16 protein-coding genes and 1 tRNA gene are annotated in these 21397 nt (G+C 51.4%); 9 read left to right on the forward strand and 8 right to left on the reverse strand.

Features of this window, described 5'->3' with window-relative positions; all coding sequences use genetic code 11:
• The first annotated feature begins 83 nt into the window (after positions 1-83).
• Genes AB7C91_RS04550 through AB7C91_RS04560 form a run of 3 tightly spaced genes read left to right on the forward strand, consistent with a single transcriptional unit; the run spans position 84 to position 2713 of the window.
• Positions 84-1088, forward strand: coding sequence for an NAD-dependent epimerase/dehydratase family protein (locus tag AB7C91_RS04550; protein ID WP_332446359.1), 1005 nt, complete (start codon positions 84-86; stop codon positions 1086-1088).
• 38 nt (positions 1089-1126) lie between these two features.
• On the forward strand, positions 1127-2332 hold the full coding sequence (locus AB7C91_RS04555) for an aminoacetone oxidase family FAD-binding enzyme (RefSeq protein ID WP_332446360.1): 1206 nt from the start codon (positions 1127-1129) through the stop codon (positions 2330-2332).
• Positions 2333-2350: 18 nt separating this feature from the next.
• A complete protein-coding gene (locus AB7C91_RS04560) occupies positions 2351-2713 on the forward strand; it encodes a VOC family protein (protein ID WP_428589515.1) in 363 nt (120 codons plus the stop codon).
• A gap of 71 nt (positions 2714-2784) precedes the next feature.
• On the opposite strand, the gene ygeW is transcribed toward AB7C91_RS04560, so the two are convergent.
• The 4 genes from ygeW to AB7C91_RS04580 form a co-directional block, all read right to left on the reverse strand.
• Positions 2785-3984 carry a knotted carbamoyltransferase YgeW gene (ygeW, locus tag AB7C91_RS04565; RefSeq protein ID WP_332446362.1) on the reverse strand — a complete coding sequence of 400 codons (1200 nt, stop codon included), beginning with the start codon at positions 3982-3984 and terminating at the stop codon, positions 2785-2787.
• 106 nt (positions 3985-4090) lie between these two features.
• Positions 4091-6973, reverse strand: coding sequence for a molybdopterin-dependent oxidoreductase Mo/Fe-S-binding subunit (locus AB7C91_RS04570; RefSeq protein ID WP_428589519.1), 2883 nt, complete (start codon positions 6971-6973; stop codon positions 4091-4093).
• Positions 6970-7803, reverse strand: a complete 834-nt coding sequence (locus AB7C91_RS04575; RefSeq protein WP_332446364.1) for an FAD binding domain-containing protein — start codon at positions 7801-7803, stop codon at positions 6970-6972. The genes AB7C91_RS04570 and AB7C91_RS04575 overlap by 4 nt, the downstream gene beginning before the upstream one ends.
• The gene (locus AB7C91_RS04580) at positions 7800-9188 is read right to left on the reverse strand and encodes an 8-oxoguanine deaminase (RefSeq protein ID WP_332446365.1); all 1389 of its coding nucleotides are present in this window, start codon (positions 9186-9188) and stop codon (positions 7800-7802) included. Before AB7C91_RS04580 ends, AB7C91_RS04575 begins: the two co-directional genes overlap by 4 nt.
• Before the next feature lie 45 nt (positions 9189-9233).
• On the opposite strand from AB7C91_RS04580, the gene AB7C91_RS04585 reads away from it, so the two are divergent.
• On the forward strand, positions 9234-9374 hold the full coding sequence (locus AB7C91_RS04585; RefSeq protein ID WP_332446366.1) for a hypothetical protein: 141 nt from the start codon (positions 9234-9236) through the stop codon (positions 9372-9374).
• Positions 9375-9511: 137 nt separating this feature from the next.
• On the opposite strand, the gene AB7C91_RS04590 is transcribed toward AB7C91_RS04585, so the two are convergent.
• The 3 genes from AB7C91_RS04590 to ygfK are packed head-to-tail and all read right to left on the reverse strand — an operon-like array spanning position 9512 to position 15353.
• Complete coding sequence (locus AB7C91_RS04590) at positions 9512-10729, reverse strand: YgeY family selenium metabolism-linked hydrolase (RefSeq protein ID WP_332446367.1); 1218 nt, start codon at positions 10727-10729, stop codon at positions 9512-9514.
• Between the two features lie 47 nt (positions 10730-10776).
• Positions 10777-12099, reverse strand: coding sequence for a putative aminohydrolase SsnA (ssnA, locus tag AB7C91_RS04595; protein WP_332446368.1), 1323 nt, complete (start codon positions 12097-12099; stop codon positions 10777-10779).
• An 11-nt stretch (positions 12100-12110) separates the two neighbouring features.
• Positions 12111-15353, reverse strand: coding sequence for a putative selenate reductase subunit YgfK (gene ygfK, locus AB7C91_RS04600; protein WP_428589525.1), 3243 nt, complete (start codon positions 15351-15353; stop codon positions 12111-12113).
• A gap of 360 nt (positions 15354-15713) precedes the next feature.
• On the opposite strand from ygfK, the gene AB7C91_RS04605 reads away from it, so the two are divergent.
• From AB7C91_RS04605 to AB7C91_RS04625, 5 genes are all read left to right on the forward strand, one after another.
• Entirely contained in the window at positions 15714-17180 is a 1467-nt protein-coding gene (locus AB7C91_RS04605; RefSeq protein WP_332446370.1) for a pyridoxal-phosphate dependent enzyme, read from the forward strand.
• Positions 17181-17239: 59 nt separating this feature from the next.
• A complete protein-coding gene (locus AB7C91_RS04610; RefSeq protein WP_332446371.1) occupies positions 17240-18463 on the forward strand; it encodes a threonine synthase in 1224 nt (407 codons plus the stop codon).
• A 105-nt stretch (positions 18464-18568) separates the two neighbouring features.
• The gene (locus AB7C91_RS04615; protein ID WP_332446372.1) at positions 18569-19039 is read left to right on the forward strand and encodes a hypothetical protein; all 471 of its coding nucleotides are present in this window, start codon (positions 18569-18571) and stop codon (positions 19037-19039) included.
• An 8-nt stretch (positions 19040-19047) separates the two neighbouring features.
• Positions 19048-19131: transfer RNA gene (locus AB7C91_RS04620), tRNA-Leu, on the forward strand.
• Between the two features lie 119 nt (positions 19132-19250).
• Positions 19251-20549 carry a tyrosine-type recombinase/integrase gene (locus tag AB7C91_RS04625; RefSeq protein ID WP_428589530.1) on the forward strand — a complete coding sequence of 433 codons (1299 nt, stop codon included), beginning with the start codon at positions 19251-19253 and terminating at the stop codon, positions 20547-20549.
• Here AB7C91_RS04625 and AB7C91_RS04630 read toward each other — a convergent pair.
• A complete protein-coding gene (locus tag AB7C91_RS04630; protein ID WP_428589533.1) occupies positions 20546-21037 on the reverse strand; it encodes a hypothetical protein in 492 nt (163 codons plus the stop codon). The genes AB7C91_RS04625 and AB7C91_RS04630 overlap by 4 nt on opposite strands.
• Positions 21038-21397 lie beyond the last annotated feature (360 nt).

A 21397-nucleotide genomic window follows, 5' to 3' on the forward strand; every position in this document is an offset into this window, starting at 1 on the left:
GGACCTCAAGAATGGGGTCCAGCTTTCTTTTGCGCTACCAAGAGCAAGATTTCTCAGCTACAATGCAAAGCAAGGAGTATGTGATGCGAAGCAATTATTCATCGCTCGATATAGGCGCCGTCTATTTGGTAACCGGGGCGGCCGGTTTCATCGGATTTCATCTTGCAAGGCGCCTATTGGGCCTGGGGTGCACGGTCATCGGAGTCGACAATCTGAATGATTATTACGAGGTCAGTCTCAAGGAAGAACGTCTGAGACTTCTCTCTCACGAACACTTTCTCTTCTATAAAACCGACCTGGCAAACAAACAAGCACTCGACGAAATCTTTGAACGGCATCACATTGCCTATGTGGTCAACCTGGGTGCACAAGCCGGGGTCCGCTACAGCATAGACAATCCGTACGCGTACCTGCAGTCCAATCTGGCGGGTTTTTTGAATATCCTGGAAGCATGCCGTCATCACGAGGTCAAGCATCTGGTCTATGCATCATCCAGTTCCGTCTATGGACTGAACAGCAAAATCCCCTACTCCACCTCTGATCAGGTCGACCATCCGGTCAGCCTGTATGCCGCAACGAAGAAGTCCAACGAGCTCATGGCCCATGCATACACCCACTTGTACCAGATCCCTTCCACCGGCCTCCGTTTTTTCACCGTCTATGGTCCCTACGGGAGACCTGATATGGCCTATTTTTCTTTCAGCAAACGAATAATGGAGGGAAAATCCATCAAGGTGTTCAATCATGGCGACATGTATCGTGATTTCACCTACGTCGATGACATCATCAGCGCACTGCAGCGCATCATCCCCAATCCTCCCGTAAAGAATTCCTTCGGAGACCAATACAAGGTCTACAACATCGGAAACAACAAACCGGTCAAGTTGAGCCGATTCATTGAGATTCTTGAACAAACCCTGGGAAAAGAGGCGGTTAAGGAATACCTTCCGATGCAAATGGGCGATGTCTACCAAACCTACGCAGACGTCACCGATTTAATACAGGACTTTGATTTCAGGCCAGATACCCCCCTCGAAGAGGGCTTGGCAGCATTCGCCTCCTGGTTCAAGCCATATTATGGGTATTAGTCACAGACATTGACCATGACTTCTGCTAGAATAGGGCTATGTATGATGTCCTGATCGTAGGCTCCGGTGCCGGAGGGTTGTTCGCCAGTGCAAATCTGAGGACACACAACGCGCTTCTGCTCGACCAATCTCCGCAACCGGGGAAAAAGTTGCTGATTACCGGAAGCGGGATGTGCAACCTTACCAATACGCTTTCCCCAAAGGCGTTCCTTGCACATTTCGGAGGCAAGGACCAACGCAACTTTCTCTTGCCTGCCTTGGAGAATTTTCCGCCTGCAAGCTTACGAAAGTGGTTCGAGCAACGTGGCCTGGCGTTGATGATCCGCGAGGATGGAAAGGTTTTTCCATCCTCCCAGGATGCCCGCGATGTACGTACCCTTTTGGTACGGGAAGGCAAAGCCGAATTGATCACCGATGCGCGGGTATCGGCTATCGTACGAAATGACGAAGGTTTTACAATCACTTCCACCAAAGGCGTCTTTCAAGCAAGAAAGATACTGCTGGCAACCGGCGGCATGAGCTATCCCCGTACAGGCAGTGACGGCAGCGGCTATGCTTTGGCGAAGCAGCTTGGTCATACGATCGTCCCGACTCGGCCGGCGCTCAGTGCCATCAGCATCGAAGCATATCCGTATCGGGCATTGGCCGGAAATGCCGTGCGCTCGGTATTCGTTGAATTCTTTCATCAAGGAGAAGCCAAACGATACCGCTCGGATATCGGTGATGTCCTGTTCACCCACGACGGACTCAGCGGCCCGGTGATCCTCACTGCATCCAGGGAAATCCAGAAACATGATGTAATCAAGTTGACGCTCGTTCCTGCCTCGAACAGGCAAGCAGCCCATGTTGAGATGGAACAGATCCTGTTGTCCAAGCAAGCGAAACAGGTCTCTACGTTGCTCAAACAAGCGGGGCTCTTTTCCGCCCTGGTGCAGGAGCTCCTTAGCCAAGCAGGACTTGCAGATGACATCACCACCTCAGCATTGAACAAGCACCAACGCCTTGATCTGACCAACCGGATCACCAACCACAGTCTCACCGTAGCTTCGGTGAAAGGCTTTTCATCTGCAATGGTGACTCGGGGCGGAGTCGCCTTGCAGGAAGTCAATAGAAAAACCATGGAGTCCTTGATCCAACCCGGGCTTTTCGTGTGTGGAGAAATACTCGACTACGATGGCGAAAGTGGAGGATTCAATTTGCAGGCAGCCTTTTCGACTGCATATTTGGCTTGTCAATCATTATAGGCATGGGAGGAAAACAACATGCAATTTCTTTGGAGCACACTGACGGTACGCAACATGGAAGAGAGTCTGGCGTTCTACCAGGAAGTGGTAGGACTGAAACTGATGAACCGGATGAAAAATGGAGTGGATACGGAACTTGCATTCCTCGGCGACGGAGAAACACAGGTGGAGCTGCTCTATCACCCCACCAAGGAAACAGCCGATCCGATCGGCAAAGGGATCAGCCTTGGTTTTGCCACAAATAATTTGGATCAGATGCTCTCCTTCGTACAGGAACGAGGGCTCGGAGTAGAGGGACCCTTCAGCCCCAATCCCATGATCAAATTCTTCTACGTCACCGACCCCAACGGTTTGAAGATCCAATTCGTAGAACGCCATTGATGCAATACACGTATTGAAACAGTAAGAGCCGGGTCACCCCGGCTCTCCTCATTTTTCTTTCAATCAAAGGTTTAGAGAATTCTCTTGGTTGCCGCTTCAAGCAGTTCCTCAAGCTTTGCAGAGGGGTTCTTGAACTTGGCCAGGAAAATCATGGCAGCGATGACGTACGGTTTGTAGCTGGCTTCCTTGTACAGGGGAACCAGATATCGATCGAATACGGATGCTTCCACTTCTCCTTCCTTGCAGGAGAGACCGCTGATGTCGGCAGGCAGGCAGTGCATGTACAGAGCCTTTCCGTTCTTAGTCGTCTTCATCAGGTCTTCGGTGCATGTCCATTCCTTGAACTTGGCGTTGTTCGCCAGACAGGACTTCTCCAACGCCTTCAAGGCATCCTGATCACCCTGCTCGACGATCTTGGTTCTCTCTTCCATTACGGCAAACGGAGCCCAACTCTTGGGGTAGACGATATCGGCATCTTTGAATGCTTCGGCCATGGATGCAACACGCGCATAGGAGCCACCGCTTTTCTTGGCGTTTTCCTTGGCGACTTCCTCAACCTCGGCCATCACATTGTACCCTTCGGGATGCGCAAGTACGACATCCATGCCGAAACGGGTGAACAGTCCGATGATGCCCTGGGGCACGGAGAGAGGCTTGCCGTAGGATGGGCTGTAGGCCCAGGTCATGGCGACTTTCTTGCCCTTGAGATTCTCTACTCCACCGAAGTAATTGATGACATGGAGCATGTCAGCCATACTCTGGGTCGGATGGTCGATATCACACTGGAGGTTCACCAGCGTGGGTCTCTGCTCGAGGACGCCATCGTCATACCCTTCCTGGACCGCCTGAGCTACGGTCTTCATGTAGGTGTGGCCCTTTCCGATATACATGTCATCGCGGATGCCGATAACGTCGGCCATGAAGCTTACCATGTTGGCAGTCTCACGGACCGTCTCCCCATGGGCGATCTGGCTGGTTTTCTCATCAAGGTCCTGGACTTCAAGACCGAGCAGGTTGCAGGCACTGGCGAAACTGAAACGGGTACGGGTGGAGTTATCGCGGAAAACGGAGATTCCCAAACCACTGTCGAACACCTTGGTGGAAATGTTGTTCTCACGCATGGCGCGCAGAACTTCAGCTACCTGGAATACGGCAGCGATTTCATCGTCTGACTCTTTCCAAGTATGAAAGAAGTCATTGAGATACATGTTGTCTGTCTTGAGGGTCTTCAACTCCTCGATCATCTTCGAAATAGTGGCTTTGTCCTTCATGTGGTGGAACCTCCATTGGTTTTGTTCATAAAAAATCCAGACAATGGCACTATACCATGGCGGGGTGCCGTTGTCTAGATTTAATGTTGCAGTTTGTTGCAAGATTCTATGAGATCTTGCCCAACTCCTTCAGGATTTTTTCCGGGGTGAACGGCCAGGAACGCATCCAGATACCGACGGCATCATGAATGGCTGTAGCAATGGCAGGGGCTGCCCCATTGGTTGCAATTTCACTGATGGATTTCGCGCCGAACGGCCCGACTTCATCATTGACATCGATCAGGACCGCTTTGAAGTCCTCCGGCTTGTCAGCAATCATCGGTACTCCGTACTCGGCAAGTGTCGGGTTCAGGCATCGGCCCTCCTCGTCCAGAATCATCTGCTCATACAGGGTATGTCCGATGGACTTCAAGGACGCACCGTACATCTGGCACAATGCAAGTTCCGGATTGATCGGGGTTCCTGCATCCTGCAGTGCATAGTATTTCTGCACCTTGACCTGACCGGTTCTCACGTTGACAGCGACCTGGGCGAAATGGGCGCCGTACGGGATGGAGTTGTGGTTGGTGGTGAACGAGGCACGCCCCATCACCTGGCCACGGCCGGTGCCGGTCAGTGCATCATGGCTGAGCTTCGCATAGGAAAGCGTCTTGCCAGTCTTTACACTGGAGACTTCGCCAGGGGCGCGAAGCACCAAATCCTCCACAGCCTCCCCCAATTGGTATGCTGCCTCGTCCAAAAGGTTCTTCTTCAGGTCCTGCGCCGCCAGATATGAGGCATTGCCGCTGAAGTACGTACCGCTGGATGCATAGGCACCGGTATCGAAGGTACAGCTGTCGGTATCGCCGCTGGTTACCGTGACCAGCTCAAGAGGAACGCAGAACGTTTCACTGATCATCTTGGCACTGATTGTATCCAGGCCGGTACCCAAATCGGCGCCACCGCTGAAAATCTGGAACGTCCCATCGGTCAACAGCTTGGCCCAGGCATTGGAATGGTCGAGTCCGGGAAGCCCGCTTCCCTGCTGGATCATGGCAAACCCTTTCCCGATTTTCCAGTCGGCTCCCTCACCTTTCTCCTTCTTGCCCCATTTGATCATCTTTGCGCCTTCAACCAACGCTTGTTCGAGACCACAGGACCCAACCGGTACGACCGTACCCTCGCGCCCCTCTCCGAGACCCTTGAGAATCTCAAGCATATAACCGCTCTCGACCTTGTTCTTCATGGCCATGTCGTAGTAATCGATTCCCAAGGCATCGGCAAGCTCGGCCATGCAGACCATCAAACCATAGGAACCTTTTGGAGCTCCGTATCCCTGATACGCACCGGTAGGAGGGATATTTGTGTAATAGGTGATGACATCGAACTTCATGTTGTCGCATTTGAGCAACGGCAGCGTCTTTGAACATGCATTCATTGGAACTGTCAGACAATGGTTTCCATACGGGCCGGTGTTTGCCCTGACGTCCATGTAGACTGCAGTGATGGACCCATCCTTTTTCGCGCCCATCTTGACGGTCACCCGCATGGGATGCCGTGTAGAGTTGGCGATGAACTCCTCCTCACGGGTATTGCGATACAAAATGGGTTTTCCGGTCAACCACGTAGCATACCCGACCAAATCCTCGACCAGGATATCTTGCTTGGAGCCATATCCGCCGCCGACCCGTTCCTTGATGACACGGATCTTATTCTCCGGAATCTGGCAGACCCATGCGACGATGCGTCTGACATGATAGGGAACCTGCGTGGATGCGTGCACGACCAAGCGGCCGCCGTCAATCTTTGCATAACAGATGTGGGGTTCCAAGGGAGTACACTGGATCTGGCTGGTCTGGTACGTCCGCTCCACCACGGCATCGGCCTCGGCGAATCCTTTCTCCACATCACCGATATGGCCATGGGCAGCGGATGCAATGTTGTGATGGATGTCTCCATGCAGCGGGAATTGGTAAATGACTTTCCCATCCCTTGGATCGGCACTCTTGTTGTATGCCTCCAAATCGTCCGGGGCACCAGCGCGATATTCGACGAGCCCATTGTGAACCAACGGAGCGCCCTCGGCCATTGCCTCCTCAACGGTGAACACCGGCTTGAGAACCTCGTATTCCACCTTGATTGCATCACGGGCGGCGATAGCCTGTTCCATGGTCTCTGCAACAATTGCAGCCACCCGGTCACCGACATGGCGGACCTTGCGGTTGAAGAGCCTGCGGTCATGCGGACTGGGTTCAGGATTCCCCTGCCCTGCCTGCATGTAGAAGACATCGGGACAATTCTCATGGGTGATGATGGAGAGCACCCCATCCATCGCCGATGCATCGCTTGTATCGATGCTGGTGATGTATGCATGTGCATAGGGGCTGCGGAGAACCACCATGGAATAATAGCCGGGAAGCACCCGGTCCTCAACAAAGCTGGCTTCGCCGGCGACCAGTTGCGGCCCATCAATCTTTCCTTTCGCCTTGCCGACATACGTCAACTCTTCGCGGAAGGAAGGTGCGATCTCAGACTGGTAGCGTCCGCTCTGCATGCGCTCCACAGCCAGCTTGACCGCAAGATAATAGTGTTCATAGCCGGTGTCTCGGATGAAGATACCACTGAGCACTTGGTCGATCTGGGCTTTGGTGGGGTTGCTTTCACGCTCCAGCAACCAAGTAAGCAACAACGCAGCGGCGGGGGCATTGTATGCACTCTGCACGATGCCGGCGTCGATCATAGCCTGCTGAATCACGTTGAGGTTGCGACTCGTGCCCAATCCCTCTGCGGTCCGGATTTCACTGCCATCGGCCTGGGCGGCCAGCATCAGGTTGGCATACACCGGAACATCATTGAGGATGATGGTGTCTGATCCTGCGAATCCTTCACGGTCGTCACTATCACGGACGCTGATGTAGCCGAGGCGCACCAGTAAAGCACGCAATGACTCCGAGCCTTCACAGGCAACGGTATGTTTTTTCCCATTTACGGTGCAGACAATCGTGTTCATCGTGCGCCTCCTTTCAGAAATGCGGTAAAGAGAGAGGAAAGCCCTTCACTGGCGATGTAGCGCTTGTACTCTGCAGTCGCCGTGTAGTCGTCCATACCTACGACGCTGTGGTGGACGGCGAGCTGCATATCCGAGCCGGTGGTCAACTCCCCGTTCTCGATGGCGTTCTCCACAGCATTGAGACGCTGGACCCCACTTCCATGGACAGCTGCAAACACCCGGACATGATCAATGACCTGTTCGCTGTTGAGCGTCGCCCCGAAGCCGACGGTCACCGATGCACGATTCTGACTGCTGGTGGCAAACCGCAACGAGCCGACATACCTGCTGTCCTTGGAGAGACTGATTGCCAAAATCAAGGTCCCAGAGAACTGCAAGTGGTATGCATGGTACTCACGAATGGGGATATTGTCCTCACTATACGCCCCGCCCTCGGTCAAGTTGGCCGTCAACAAGCGGCAGCGGGAAGCAAGCAATGCCGGTGCCAAATAGGAATGGTCACTCATCAAGGCAAGATTGCCCCCGATGGTGGCCATGTTCCTCCGAGTGAAGGATCCACAGAACAAGGCTGCATCCTTCAGCCACTGGGGCACCAATTCGGATTCCACCAACTGCTGAAGCGTCACCATACTCCCAATGCGGATATAGGAACCTTCGTCGGTGATGGCATTCAGCCCAAGTTTGGCCAGACTGATTGCAGTCTTGGCATCCACCGTTGAATGGAGACGATTGATTTCCGTTCCGCCGGCATAAAACACGCTCTTGGCATGTGAACGCTTAAGATTCAACGCATCCTCACTACTGGTGGCAATAAATAATTCCTGTATCATACAGCCTCCTGTCTGGCAGCACGTTCGAGCAGCCGCTTGCTGATGGCGTTCGCTTTTTGTGCAAGCTCCTGCTCATCGAAACCCACCAGCTGTCCGTGATCGACTACCACTTTCCCATTGATGATCGTGTAGTCCGTATTGTGATTGGTACCGCAGAAAAGCAGACTCGCCACCGGATCACTCTGACTTCCCGCATACGGGATGGTCGAGACATCATAGATGGCAAGATCGGCGGTCCAACCTTTCTCCAGTCTACCAACTTCAGTGAAATTGAGCAATTTGGCCCCATTCTCGGTCGCCATGGTGAACGCCTCGTTCGCAGTCAATCCATCGGCTCCGTATCGGACCCGTTGCAGCAACATTGCCTGTCTGACCTCGGCAAGCATATCCGAACTATCATTGCTTGCACTCCCATCAACGGCAATGGCCACGTTGATGTTCTGCTTGAGCATCTCGTTGACGCGGCAGATGCCACTGCCCAGACGCATGTTCGAGGAAGGACAATGGGCGATATGCGTCTTGGTCTCACTGAGGACCTTCAGTTCCTCATCATTGAAGTGAATGCCATGGGCATACCAGACATCCTCACCGATGAGATTGCACTCCTGCATCAAAGCCAAGGGACGCATGCCGTACATGGATTGGCAGAAATCGGCTTCATCATAGGTTTCGCACAAATGGGTGTGCAAACGCACGCCGTATTTGCGTGCTAAATCTGCGGTATCCTTCATCAAGGGTTTCGTGACACTGAACGGGGAACAGGGAGCAAGCGCAATCTTGTGCATTGCATCCCCACTTGGATCATGATATGTCTTGATGCAGCGCTCGCTGTCGCTGAGAATCTCGTCCTCGGTCTGGACGACACTGTCCGGAGGAAGCCCCCCGTCTTTTTTGCTCAGACTCATCGATCCCCTGGTCGGGCTGAAACGCATGCCCAAGGTATCGGCGGCTTCGAATTGGATTCCCATCAAATCCCCCCCGAATGAACGGGGATAGAGGTAATGATGGTCGGTGGTCAGCGTGCAGCCGGTCTTCATCAGTTCAGCCATTGCAAGCAGTGAGGAATAATATACCGCTTCCTCATCAACGTACTTCCAAACGTCGTAGAGGAAGGTAAGCCAATCGAACAACTTGGCGTTCTGTACCGCAGGATGGTTGCGTGTCAGCGTCTGGTAGAAATGATGGTGTGTATTGACCAGACCGGGAATGACTACGTGTTTCGAGCAGTCGATGGTCCGAACCTTACCCGGGGCAACCAGGCCCCCATTCGGGGCGATTGCCTCAACCTTGTTCCCGACGATAAGCAGATCGGCTCCATGATACTGGGGTCCATCAAAACTTGGTTGCAGACAAAATATGTTTTTCAAGAGAAGCGAGGAACTCATGCCTATGAATCTCCTTTTCTACAAGGATCGGCGATCCTGACCTACATGGGGGAAAGAAAGCAAAGGCCGATCCTGTATTTCCTCGGCACGGCATGCGGGCTGTTCCGCAAGGAAGGAGTGGAAAGCAAGGGGTGCATATCCGCTACCTTGGTGTATCCTGCAACCAACAGGCAGAGCCCCTTCTGAACCTGTTGGGTCTGAATGACATTCCATTATCTAGAACATACTATAACGGAAACGTCTGAGCTTCAAACAGCCACAAGGCATATTACCCTGTGGCTGTAGTATACCATGGAAAGGCTACCTGTTATACAAGGGGGGCCTTACTTCTTCTCCAACGAATAGGGAAGCATGGCATAGAAGGCCGCGCAAATCTCCAGGTCATCGACCCGATTGATCTCGTTCGGAGCATGTGCCTGGGATTCATCGCCGGGACCAAATCCGATGGCCGGAATCTTGTGACGTCCGGTTGTTGCCACCAAATTGGTCGAGAAGGTCCATTTGTCAACCACGGGCTGCTTGGCGAAGAGCGCCTGGTGGGCATCGACACCTGCCAATACCAGAGGATGATCGGCATCAATCTTCCAAGTGGGGAAATAGAGTTCCTGGCTGTACGGCTTTTTGGTCCAACCGGTCTTCTCATAGTTGGGCATTTCCACGATGAAGGACTGAGGATCGTCACCAGTTGCCTTGGCGATGTACTCACGGACCTGACCGATTGCAAGATCGGCATCCTCACCCCAGGTGAGACGGCGATCGAGGTACAACATGGCATAGTCGGCGACTGCACACTGTGAAGGACCCTTGACGTCCATCTGACTGACGGTAATCGTTCCCTTGCCCAGGAATTTCTCGGCATCGGGCTGGAGATCCTTGTTCAGCTGTTCGATGGCCAACGCAGCCTTCGCAGCCTTGTACGCTGCACTGACACCACGTTCAGGAGCACTTCCGTGGCAACTGATACCCTTGAGAATGACCCTGATTTCCATACGACCGCGATGTCCGCGATACAGACGGCAGCTGGTGGGTTCGGTGGAAACAACCAAATCCGGCTTGAAGTTCTCTTCTTCGATCAGGTACTTCCAGCACATGCCGTCACAGTCCTCTTCCATAACCGTGAAGGTGAAATAGACCGTGTACTCACCGCCATACCCCAATTCCTTGAGAATGCGTCCTGCAGTGATCATGGAAGCGGCACCACCCTTCTGGTCGCTGGATCCACGTCCCCACACCTTTCCATCCTTGACCTCTCCACTGAAAGGATCAAAATTCCAGTTGTTGAGATTCCCAACCTCGACGGTATCGATATGTGCATCAAACGCGATTTTCTTCGGGCCATTGCCAACGCGGCCGATCACCGATCCAAGTCCGTCGATATACACTTCATCAAAGCCAGCCTCTTGGCAGAGGGTGACGATGAGGCGGCAGACGTCCTCTTCCTGGGAGCTGTAGCTTTTGGTCTGTACCATCTTCGAGAGATTGAGTGCCGTGTAATCACGATACTCGGCGGCCTTCGCCCTGATTTGTTCCTGAATAGTCATGTTCCATTTCCCCTTTGACCATTGGTCATATCATCGTCCTCGCCCGCTTAGGGAGCGATTGTATCCACTTTTTTCCATACCCGTTCGGCAACCTTGGCAGCCTCACGGTAGATTCCTTCCACATCAATGCCCGGGAATTGATGGTTTTCCATCACCAATTTCCCGTTTACGATAACGCTTTCCACACAATTGCTGCTCATGCCCCATACGAAGTGGCTTGCAGCATTCTGTGCAACCAACGGGGTGGGAGCATGGTAATCGCAGATGGTCAGGTCAGCCTGATACCCGGCTTCGACTTTCCCGAATTTTCCGTCGAAGTACTTTTCCACCAACTGGTTGCCACGGTTCAGTGCTGCAACATAGTCGCTCGGCCACCAAGAACCACCCTGGTCCTTGTGCTTGAAGAAAGCCAGCTTCAACTCCTCGAACATATTTCCACCGCAGCCATCCGTACCAATGACCAGATTCTTCACCTTCTGGATGTTCCGGCAATAGCCGACATTGTTGTTCATGTTGCTCCGTCCGTTATGGGCGAAGAAGGAGTCGTGGGCATTGATTTTCTCAATTTCCGCCTCATTGAGCCACAGACCGTGTACCAGCAATGAGTTGTCGGTAAGAAGACCAAACTTCTCCAGACGATCGATGATGTCCATGTTGTACTTGTGATGACTGAAGACCACATCATACTTGTCTTCGGCGACATGCAGGTGCATTCCCGCTCCGGATTCCCGCATCGCCTCCGCCATCATGCCCAATCCTTCGTCGGGAATGGTGAAAGGAGCATGCCCTCCGATCATTCCCCGTACCAAAGGACGGTTCTTGCTGGCCATCGCGAAGCGGAGGTTTTCCTCCACCCCGGCTTCCACTTCCTGCATACCGCCGTTGCGATCGGTGACCTCGTAACAGGTCGTACCACGGACCCCGATTTCCTCCATACCCTTTGCGATGGTGTCGAGGCTTCCTGCAATGTAGGAGGGACTTGCATGATGGTCGATGCAGGTGGTCGTCCCACTGGCAATGGCATCGAGGGAACAGATGAGGGAACTGTAATAACACGCTTCTTCATCCAACCCACGGTCGAGACGCCACCACCATTCTTTGAGCACTTGGATGAAATCGGTCTGAGCTCCGGCGGAAATGAGCATTCCCCGGGAAAGCCCGCTATAATAATGGTGGTGTGCGCATACATTGCCGGGAATAACGGTTTTCCCGCTCCCATCGATGACCTTGTCTGCCACCACCTTCAGTGCGGCATCCTTTCCCACCGCCTTGATGACATCATCGACAATGACGATATCAACATGCTCTGAGACAGTGAACGGACTTTGGGTCTGCATGACCCTGGTATTCTTGATAACCGTAGTTGACACGTCTTCCTCCTCTACTCTTCCACATACCCAAGCAGGTAGTTGTAGGAAGTAAAGATTTCCTCGACCAAGGCGGCAACCTCATCGGTGATGCCTTCCTCCTCGCCGGTGAGAATCCCGTCGCTGTCCAGAGAACAGCTGTAGATCTTATCTTCCAGACGGATGAGTACATCCTCCCCTTCAGCGAAAAATCCACTGTTCTCTGAATGCTCAAAATCTTCCTTCCGGCTGAACAAGGTGAACTTCTTGCGGTACGGGCCTCCATCATACGGACAGAACGTCTCGCAGTTCCCACATTCGTTGCAGTAGGCATCGAGGTGCAGAATCTGGAACGGATCGGAAAAGACTCCGGTATTCCGTACATCAATGGCTACATTCGCACGGTTGGGACAAACATCCACACATTTGTTGCACAGATATGAACATTCCAGACAGCGCTTGGCTTCGGTCGCTGCAAATGCAGCGTCCCCAAACGCCTTGGAAACCAGCATGGAACTCTTCTTCTGGGAAACTTCGGCAAAGAATTCGTTCTCATCGTTCTCCAACTGAACCCGTTCTTCGTCGGTCATTTCCTCATCATCGTCGTCCTCTTCGTCCTCGTCATCAGAGTCGCAGCCATCCTCACAACTGCAACTGTGGTCATGATCGTGATCATGTCCACAATCACAATGGTCTTCTGCATCCTCTGGTCCGAGAACGGCATCGATGGCAGCCTCAACAGCACTGCGTGCACTTGCTATGCAGCGTACCACGGTGGACGGCCCGCTTTGGGCATCCCCTATGATGTACACCCCTTCGACTTCCGATTCCTTGGTTTCTGCATCGGTCTTCGCCCAGCCTTTCTCGTTCACCGGAACGCCGAACCAGGTGAGTTTCTCACTGTCGGCGTGCTCCCCGATGGCGGTAATCATGGTATCGGCTTCGATCGTGAAGGTTTGGTCGGTGGAGACGGGACGGCGACGGCCGCTGTTGTCCTTATCTCCCAAAGCCATTTTGCGCACGGTCAGTACATTGCCGTCAAACCGTTCGGGGTTGGCAAGGAAAATGAACTGGACCTTCTCATCCATGGCCTGCCCGTATTCCTCACGGTCCGCCGGCATTTCCTCTTCGGTGCGACGGTAGAGTACCGTGACCTTCTCGACACCGCTGATGCGTAGTGCAGCCCGTGCACTGTCCATGGCGGTATTGCCTCCGCCTACGACCACCACCTGCTTGCCCAACGACAAGGAGGCGGGGTTCTTTCTGAATGCCGAAAGGAAGGAGAGGGACTGACGGACGCGGCTGCGGTCTCCCTGCAGGGGAATGTCGTTGTCCACTTCACTGCCGATTGCATAGAAGATATAGGAATACCCGGCATCCTTCAGTGCCTTGACCGTCATTTTATCGGCATCGACTCCGAAGTTGAACTGTACGCCGTGGGCCTGGATGAACGCCACGTCACTTTCGATGGCTTCGACGGGAAGTCGGAAACCAGGAATGACATGCCGTACCACACCGCCTGCACTTTCCTCACGTTCGAAGACCTGGGTATCGAACCCGGCGCGTGCAAGGAAATAGGCAGCAGACAGACCGGCAGGACCGGCTCCGACGACTGCAGCTTTCACCTCGGTCTTCTCTGTGGGACCTTCCCAGATCTGCTTGTATTCCTCAAAACCGTTCTCTACGGCGATCCGTTTCATGTCACGGATCCTCACTGCTCCCTCGTAATCCATCCGGGTGCAGTGCAACTGGCATTGGTGATCACAAATGTGGGCGGTGATTGCTGGGAGCGCGTTCTTGTCGTAGATCAAAGCCAGCGCTTCACCATACCGACCCTGTCCGACCAGCTGTACATACTCAGGCACATCCTGATGAATCGGGCAAGCTACTTGGCACGGTGCAACATAACAGTCGAAAAGCGGAAGCTTTTCACCGATCTTGATCGTATCCGTTCCTCTGAAATCCTTTTCGGTGACTTGGAACTTACCACAACGAGCATCCTCGGACAGCTGTTCCAACTTCTTCAGGTCGATGCCATCCATGGACCAAGCCTTGCTTTTGCCCAGAATCTCGGCCATTTGCTTCATACGGGTGTACCCACCGGGCTTGAGCATATCGGTGGCCAGCGTGATCGGCCGGATTCCGCTCTCAAACAAAGCCTGGATGGTGAACGCATTTGCTCCACCACTATAGGAGATGGGAAGTTTTCCTGCAAATTCCTGACTGAGCAGCGTAGCAACGGTCGTGGAAATGGGCAGCAAAGAGCGGCCGGACATATACATTTCCCCGCCAGGCAACACTTCCTGGTCATTCACTGAACCCAGGGTGTTGGTAAGCTTCACGCCGAAACCTCTTCCCTCTTTCTTGGCGAGATCGACCAGTCGATGCAACATTGCCTTTGCATCGGCATATTGCAGGTCGTGTTCGAAGTTTTCACGGGTAAGGGTGATGTAGTCGAATCCCAGGTCATCAAGAATCTTGCGTACCCGGTCATAACCAAGGAGGGTGGGATTCAATTTGACGAACGTATCGACCTTCTTTTCGGTCAGCATGTACGTGCAGATCGCCTCAATTTCCTTCGGTGGGCATCCATGCATGGTGCTCAGCGTGGTCGAGGGGCTGATGTTCGGGCTTATTTTGGTGCTCAGACCCTTGAGTTTCTTCTCCAAACCCTCCCAGGGAGTACCGTCGAACAGCCCCTCATCGAGCATCGCTTCCAATTCAGCGAGATACCCGTTGAAGCGTTCGTCGCTTCGTGCATCAATCATGGAGTTGATGAATTTCTGCATCTTCTCGGTCTTGATGCCTTCCAGGTTGTACCCCACCGACATATTGAAGATGAAGGAGGGTTTCTCGAATTTCCCCTTGTGCATCGCCGCTTCGACCAAATGCAGGATGATCCAAGCCTTGGCGTATTCATCCCAAGCCTTGGGCAGGGTGAATTCAGTTGACCATTCGACATTGTAGCCTTCATCCCGTGCATCAATACACGGCTTCTCAATTTCCAGGGTATCCATCACCTGCACGGTCTTCAGTTCGATGAACCGACCACCGACCAAGTAGCTTGCAATGATGTTCTGGGCCAATTGGGTATGAGGACCTGCTGCAGGTCCGCACGGGGTGCTGCAACTCTGGCCGAAAACCTTCAGACTCTGTTTGCCTGTATCATGATAGAATTGCTCCTCGGCAATGCCGAAAATTGAATGATGATTTCGGTATTCACCGACCATACGATTGATAAGTTCCGAGAAGGGAACTGGGCGCATGATGTCTCCCATACTCACTCCTTCATAAGGTGTCGGTCGGGAATGCGAACCCGACCCTTATCCATTCTAATGCAGATTGAAGAGAAGTCAATCATTATTGCAACATTTCGCAACAACTTTTCCGATAGAAAATCAGATGACGCCCTCTTTATAGGCAAGATGCGGAGCATCAAACCCAAAGGAAACAAGAATCACGTTTCCATTTTTCAATAAAACGCACTTTTCGATAAAATTATAATTCCATACTGCCACTTAACGCAAATTAAAAACCTAAAATTAAACTTTCGCTAATTATGGCTTTACATTTTGTTTCTTTCTTGTATACTTGTCTCATCTGAAACGTAATGGAAGTCTCACCACGGAGGATAAGACATGTTGATCAATTTGAATGTCAATGAGGAAGTACGGGCAAAGAACATCCAGCGCTGTAGGGAAAAGGGTATCCTGCTTCCTACATTCAAGCAGATGATGGACCCTTCCACCGTACCAGCTGATATTAAGGAGAAACTCTCCCATGTAGGACTTTGGGATGTCGATCCTCTGAACCTGTTCAGGATCACCTGGAAGAACGAGCCCACCAAGCAGGGCGGGACGTTCGGCGGCGTGAACTACATTGAGGTCCCCCATGAACTGACCGGCGTAAAGGCCAGAATCCTTGCCTTGGTCGGCAAATGGTTTCCCACCGGCGCCCACAAGGTCGGCGCAACCTACGGATGTCTCGCCCCGGCTCTGGTCAGCGGGAATTTCGATTCGGTAACCCAGCAGGCAGTTTGGCCTTCCACCGGCAACTATTGCCGCGGCGGTGCCTACAACAGTGCGTTGCTCGGATGCCAGTCCATCGCCATTCTCCCCGAAGAGATGAGCCAGGAACGGTTTGCATGGCTGAAAACTGTCGCAGGTGAAGTCATCGCGACCCCGGGTTGTGAATCGAACGTCAAGGAAATCTTCGACAAATGCCATGAGCTGGATGCCCAGCGCGGCAATCATATCGTCATCTTCAACCAGTTCGACCAATTCGGAAACTACCTGTGGCATTATAAGGTAACCGGTTCTGCCATGCTGGAGATTCTCAAGGAGGAAGGCGTTGCTGCTGAAAATGTACGCGGCTACGTTTCCGCCACCGGTTCGGGCGGTACGCTCGCCGCCGGCGATCATCTCAAGGATGTGTACCCCAACCTCAAGATCGGCGCTGCAGAGGCCTTGCAATGCCCGACGCTGCTTCGCAATGGGTTCGGCGGCCACCGCATTGAGGGAATCGGCGACAAGCATGTTCCTTGGGTTCACAATGTCAAGAACACCGATATGGTGCTTGCCATCGACGACCAGGACTGCATGGATATCTACCGCCTCTTCAATGAACCGGCTGGTGTTGAATACCTGAGAAAGATCGGAGTCAGCGAAGCAGACCTGAAGAACCTCCCGCTCTACGGGATCAGCGGCATCGGAAACGTACTGGGCGCCATCAAGATGGCGAAATACTACGAAATGACCGAAGACGACGTGGTATTCACCGTATTGACCGATAGTTCGGAGATGTACACGTCCCGCTTGAAGGAGCAGAATGAGATCCAGGGTCCGTTTGATGAGTATGCAGCCGTCCGCGCACTTGCAGGCTGCTTCCACCACCAGACAATCGACGGAGCACTCGAGCTGACCTATTACGAACGGCTGAGAGTGCATAACCTGAAGTATTACACCTGGGTCGAGCAACAGGGTAAGACCTATGAGGAAATCAATGCCCAGTGGTATGACAAGGACTATTGGAAACAGATTCCTGCATATGCAGACCAGATTGATGCGTTGATCGAAGCGTTCAACAAGGAAGTTCTTGCCAAATAAGGGCAGGATACCCGTCAGATGCCGGACTTCGGTCCGGCATTTTCTTCGTAGGAGGAAGTATGCGATTTGTCTATGAATGTTGTGACTGCGGTGCGGTGTATGAGACCGATGAAGTGTTCTATCAGTGCCCATCCTGTGCCAAGGATCAGGATGGAAACACCTTCCCGAAAGGGAATGTGATCGTAAAACTCAATTCCGATGATCTGAAACAGCTGGTAAAAAAAGAGCATGTCAGCATGTATGACTTCTTCCCCTACCCTGTTGTTGATGCCGATGTCTATCCGGTGGGGGGAACCCCGGTTGCAAGACCCAAGCGGCTTGCAAAACGATATGGCCTCAAGAACTTGATTTGCAAACTTGACAGTGCACTGCCCTCCGGATCCTTCAAGGACCGTGCCAGCCAGTTGATTGCCGCACAGGCATTCGCTCATGGACAGAACAAGATAGCCTTGGCTTCCACGGGGAACGCGGGGGCGGCTATGAGCTGTGCAGGGGCTGCCTATGGCTTGGATATCATCCTGTTTGTCCCCGAGACCGCCCCGATCAACAAGTTGATGCAGAGTGTTCTCTATGGGGCAACGGTGGTTCCGGTGAAAGGCACCTACGATGATGCGTTCGCCCTTTCCATCGCCTATACCAAGGAATTCGGCGGTATCAATCGCAACACTGCCTACAACCCCATGACGATCGAGGGCAAGAAAAGTGTCTCGATCGAGTTGTTCGAACAACTGGGCCGAAGCGTTCCCGATGTAGTCTATGTACCCGTCGGTGATGGTTGCATCTACGCCGGAGTATACAAAGGTTTTTACGATCTGAAGGAAGCGGGTCTGATCGAGAAGGTACCCCACCTCGTCTGTGCACAAAGCAAGCAAAGCAATGCCATAAGCCACGCCTGGAGGACCGGTGATTTCTCGAATCTCAACAAGGCGACCACCCGTGCCGATTCCATCAGCGTCGAAAGTCCGGCAAACGGACGCATGGCGGTCCGCTACATCAAAGAGAGCGAAGGCTGGGCCACAGAAGTGGAGGATGAGGAAATCCTTTCAGCACAGCTGGAGCTGGCCAAGGACGCAGGCATTTTCGTGGAGCCCGCCGCTGCATGCGCTTGGGCTGCCTGCAGGGCGGACAGCGCAATGTTGGCCGAACGATTTGGGAAGGATGTGCGGGTGTGCACCCTGCTGACCGGCACCGGCTTCAAGGATATGGCTGTGTTCCAAGGAAGAGTGAGTATTCCCCAAGCAATCGAAAACAGCGTGGAAGCAGTTAAAAAGCGCTTCAGTTGAACAGAAAGAAACCAAAAGCCATGCCAATCAACATGGCTTTTGGCATTCTCCTTTGACAAAAGCGCATAGTTACAGTACCTTTTGTTCTGTAATGAGGAGATTTGCATGCAGAACTTTCTAATCGGTCTTGGTATCGGAGTAGTACTGGCCATAGTCCTCGTGGTTGTCATGTCCCTCAAGCGGCATAAGGAAATCCTGGTTGCAACCAAGGAGACCGAACGACTGAAGCGGATGTTGACCGACCGAATGGATTTGGAAAGCGAAGGCCTCTCCAAACTGAAGGAACAAAACGAAGAATTGCGAAAGCAAAATGAAAACCTTCGGATCAGTCTGAACACCTACTCTCAGAAACCGGGAAGAAAGGAAGTGGCACGACTGCATGTGTATCAGTTGGCGGTTGACAGACTGACCATCAACAGCCCTGGATTCGGAGCTGCCTGGCAGGCTGCCCTCAAGGAAAGCGAGGATGAATTCCAGAGAACCTATGTCGGTGTACAGCCGTTCATCAAGCGCTTGATACCCATCAAGACGGATGCTGCCGTACTCCCTCAGACTGTGGAGACCCAGGAAAAATAAAACGAACAGCCGAAATGGTGGAATTGGTAGACACAAGGGACTTAAAATCCCTTGCTCGTAAGGGCGTACGGGTTCAAGCCCCGTTTTCGGCAAAGTTTTTTTGAGTATAGTATTTAAATATAAATAATTAGCAATGTACACCAATGTACATCTGTACTTTTATGTACATTTTTATGTTTACAAATGTTAAGTTTTTGCACATAATCCAGACATGGAACCTAAAAAAGAAATGTATAGAATCACCCAAAGACAAGGGCGTTGTATTCAGGTCATGTTTGCCGGAACTGACAAGTGGGTCTCTTCTGGTTGTCATATCAAAGAGGATGCAATCAAATGGGCGGAAGCTCGACTGAGGAATAATGGGGACTACCTGCAAAAGGCGGATCATTCCGATTTTAAATTAATCCATAGGAAAGGTCGTAACATCCAAGTCCAATTCAAAGGCTCTAATTCTTGGTTTTCTACTGGCTATTCCGATGAGTTAAATGCAACCCTATGGGCACGGTGCCAAGCAAGGGAAAGGAAAAGCAAAGACATCACTCTAGGGGAGTTCTCTGAAGGCTTTTACACCAGAACAGACGATAGGTCTTACAGAGCTAGGAACGAAAGAAAAAATCGTCGTTATAACGAATACTATTACTACACGATGGATGGAAGACTTCGGAATTATATCTTACCAACTTTCGGCAACATCTATTTAAGAAATATTACTCATATAATGATTGATGAGTGGTTTGTTTCTATGAAAAGAGCTGCAAGCGGAAAGAAGATGGCGTCCAATTCTAAAAATAAAGTTCTTATATGTTTGTCATACATTATGAAAGAGGCGGTCAACGTAGGACTCATTGAAGCGAATCCATGTGATAAAGTTGACAAAATTTCTGAGGAATCAAATCCAAGACAACCTTTCACTGAGGAAGAAATGGCAATTATGTTTCCAGAATTCGATAACACAGCCATCTGGGTCTGGGGAGGACTCATGTGGGCAAGCTATTTCCTAATTATGAAAAGCACAGGTTTTCGGCCCGGAGAAATTGCTGGATTGACAAGAGACAACTACTACCCTGAACTCAAAGGGCTTTACACTTCCCAATCAGTTAACAGTTTTACAAAAAATGTGGTCAAGCGGATAAAAACGACTGACAAAGGGCTGAAAGCAAAAATTGGGCTGCTATCTGACCAATGTTGTCGAATCCTGGATAAGTACATAGCAACAATACCCGAAGATCAAGAATATTTATTTATGGTAAACGGAGGATTTGTTTCAGTATTTACATCAAATAAGCACTTCAATTCTTTTGCAACGAAAGCAGGCATCGAACTCCAAGGGAGAACTCAATATTGCTTGAGGCACACATTCCAAACTATGCTCGCAGGTGAAATCGAGGATAAAATGATCGAGGAGTTGATGGGGCACACTAAATACAGACATGATTATGACCATCGTAAGGGTAAAAAGCGGCTTGAACAACTCCAAGGCATCAGAGACAAGTTGAGCAACATCATCTAATCCCAAACAAATGGTCGTTCGAATTTTTCCCAATGCTCCTTCAGATAGTGCGTCAGGTACAACAGGTCGGAGCATGGAGGAAGTTTATACCGAAGCTTCATCCGTATTTCTTTATCCATGAATGGTTCGACATCAATCATAAAAAAATCCTTGGACATCAACATTGTGTAAGCACGAACGAAATAATCAGAACAACCACCTTTCACAGATAATATCAAATCGAAAAAGGCATAAATCGGTAACCCCTCCTGTGCATCGTAGAAAGCTTTTTCTATGTGTATTTCTTCAGCATGTTCATCTTCGTAATAAGAGAATACCTTATAGCACTCTTCCAAGGTGAAAATTCGATATTCATCATCATCTATCAAAACAATTCGATCCAGTCCATCCTGGCTTTCAAGCTTTCTCGCTTGAGAATCCGCCTCCATCCACTTACGAGAAGTGCGTGTATTGAATAATGGCCGGCTGCAAGAATCGTATTTCTCCAAGACGCTCCCCCAAAATTTAATTTCCCTATACTATAATATGGTATCAGAGTTAAGTTCCATACAAATACTATGAATGTAGTCTTACATAAAATATAACTATGTAGGGATTGGGGAGTATGAAGTTCCAAAAGGCAGAGAAAGGTTGCCATGACATCATCATGGCATACTACAGACTTTACTTTCCTAATCTAAAGGGATGTATTGCCTCATCTCTCTCAGTTCCTCAACCGTTTCTTCCTCGTTGGAGTACCAATCAAGGGTCGTGTATCCGTCTTTGAGCGTACACCCATCACTGATTCGATCAAGTATGATTTTCTTGTTCACGCCGTACGCAACGGCGGCATCCGCAATCGATTCGAA

The organism is Sphaerochaeta sp., from assembly GCF_050256055.1.
Taxonomy (GTDB): domain Bacteria; phylum Spirochaetota; class Spirochaetia; order Sphaerochaetales; family Sphaerochaetaceae; genus Sphaerochaeta.

Bases quoted from the DNA above. Each gene is read 5' to 3' on its own strand.
- AB7C91_RS04580 (WP_332446365.1), bottom strand. From the start codon at position 9,188: ATGAGTTCCTCGCTTCTCTTGAAAAACATATTTTGTCTGCAACCAAGT.
- AB7C91_RS04550 (WP_332446359.1), top strand. From the start codon at position 84: ATGCGAAGCAATTATTCATCGCTCGATATAGGCGCCGTCTATTTGGTA.
- AB7C91_RS04625 (WP_428589530.1), top strand. From the start codon at position 19,251: ATGGAACCTAAAAAAGAAATGTATAGAATCACCCAAAGACAAGGGCGT.
- AB7C91_RS04605 (WP_332446370.1), top strand. From the start codon at position 15,714: ATGTTGATCAATTTGAATGTCAATGAGGAAGTACGGGCAAAGAACATC.
- AB7C91_RS04555 (WP_332446360.1), top strand. From the start codon at position 1,127: ATGTATGATGTCCTGATCGTAGGCTCCGGTGCCGGAGGGTTGTTCGCC.
- AB7C91_RS04610 (WP_332446371.1), top strand. From the start codon at position 17,240: ATGCGATTTGTCTATGAATGTTGTGACTGCGGTGCGGTGTATGAGACC.
- AB7C91_RS04615 (WP_332446372.1), top strand. From the start codon at position 18,569: ATGCAGAACTTTCTAATCGGTCTTGGTATCGGAGTAGTACTGGCCATA.
- AB7C91_RS04575 (WP_332446364.1), bottom strand. From the start codon at position 7,803: ATGATACAGGAATTATTTATTGCCACCAGTAGTGAGGATGCGTTGAAT.
- AB7C91_RS04590 (WP_332446367.1), bottom strand. From the start codon at position 10,729: ATGACTATTCAGGAACAAATCAGGGCGAAGGCCGCCGAGTATCGTGAT.
- ygfK (WP_428589525.1), bottom strand. From the start codon at position 15,353: ATGGGAGACATCATGCGCCCAGTTCCCTTCTCGGAACTTATCAATCGT.
- ygeW (WP_332446362.1), bottom strand. From the start codon at position 3,984: ATGAAGGACAAAGCCACTATTTCGAAGATGATCGAGGAGTTGAAGACC.
- AB7C91_RS04570 (WP_428589519.1), bottom strand. From the start codon at position 6,973: ATGAACACGATTGTCTGCACCGTAAATGGGAAAAAACATACCGTTGCC.
- AB7C91_RS04560 (WP_428589515.1), top strand. From the start codon at position 2,351: ATGCAATTTCTTTGGAGCACACTGACGGTACGCAACATGGAAGAGAGT.
- AB7C91_RS04585 (WP_332446366.1), top strand. From the start codon at position 9,234: ATGGGGGAAAGAAAGCAAAGGCCGATCCTGTATTTCCTCGGCACGGCA.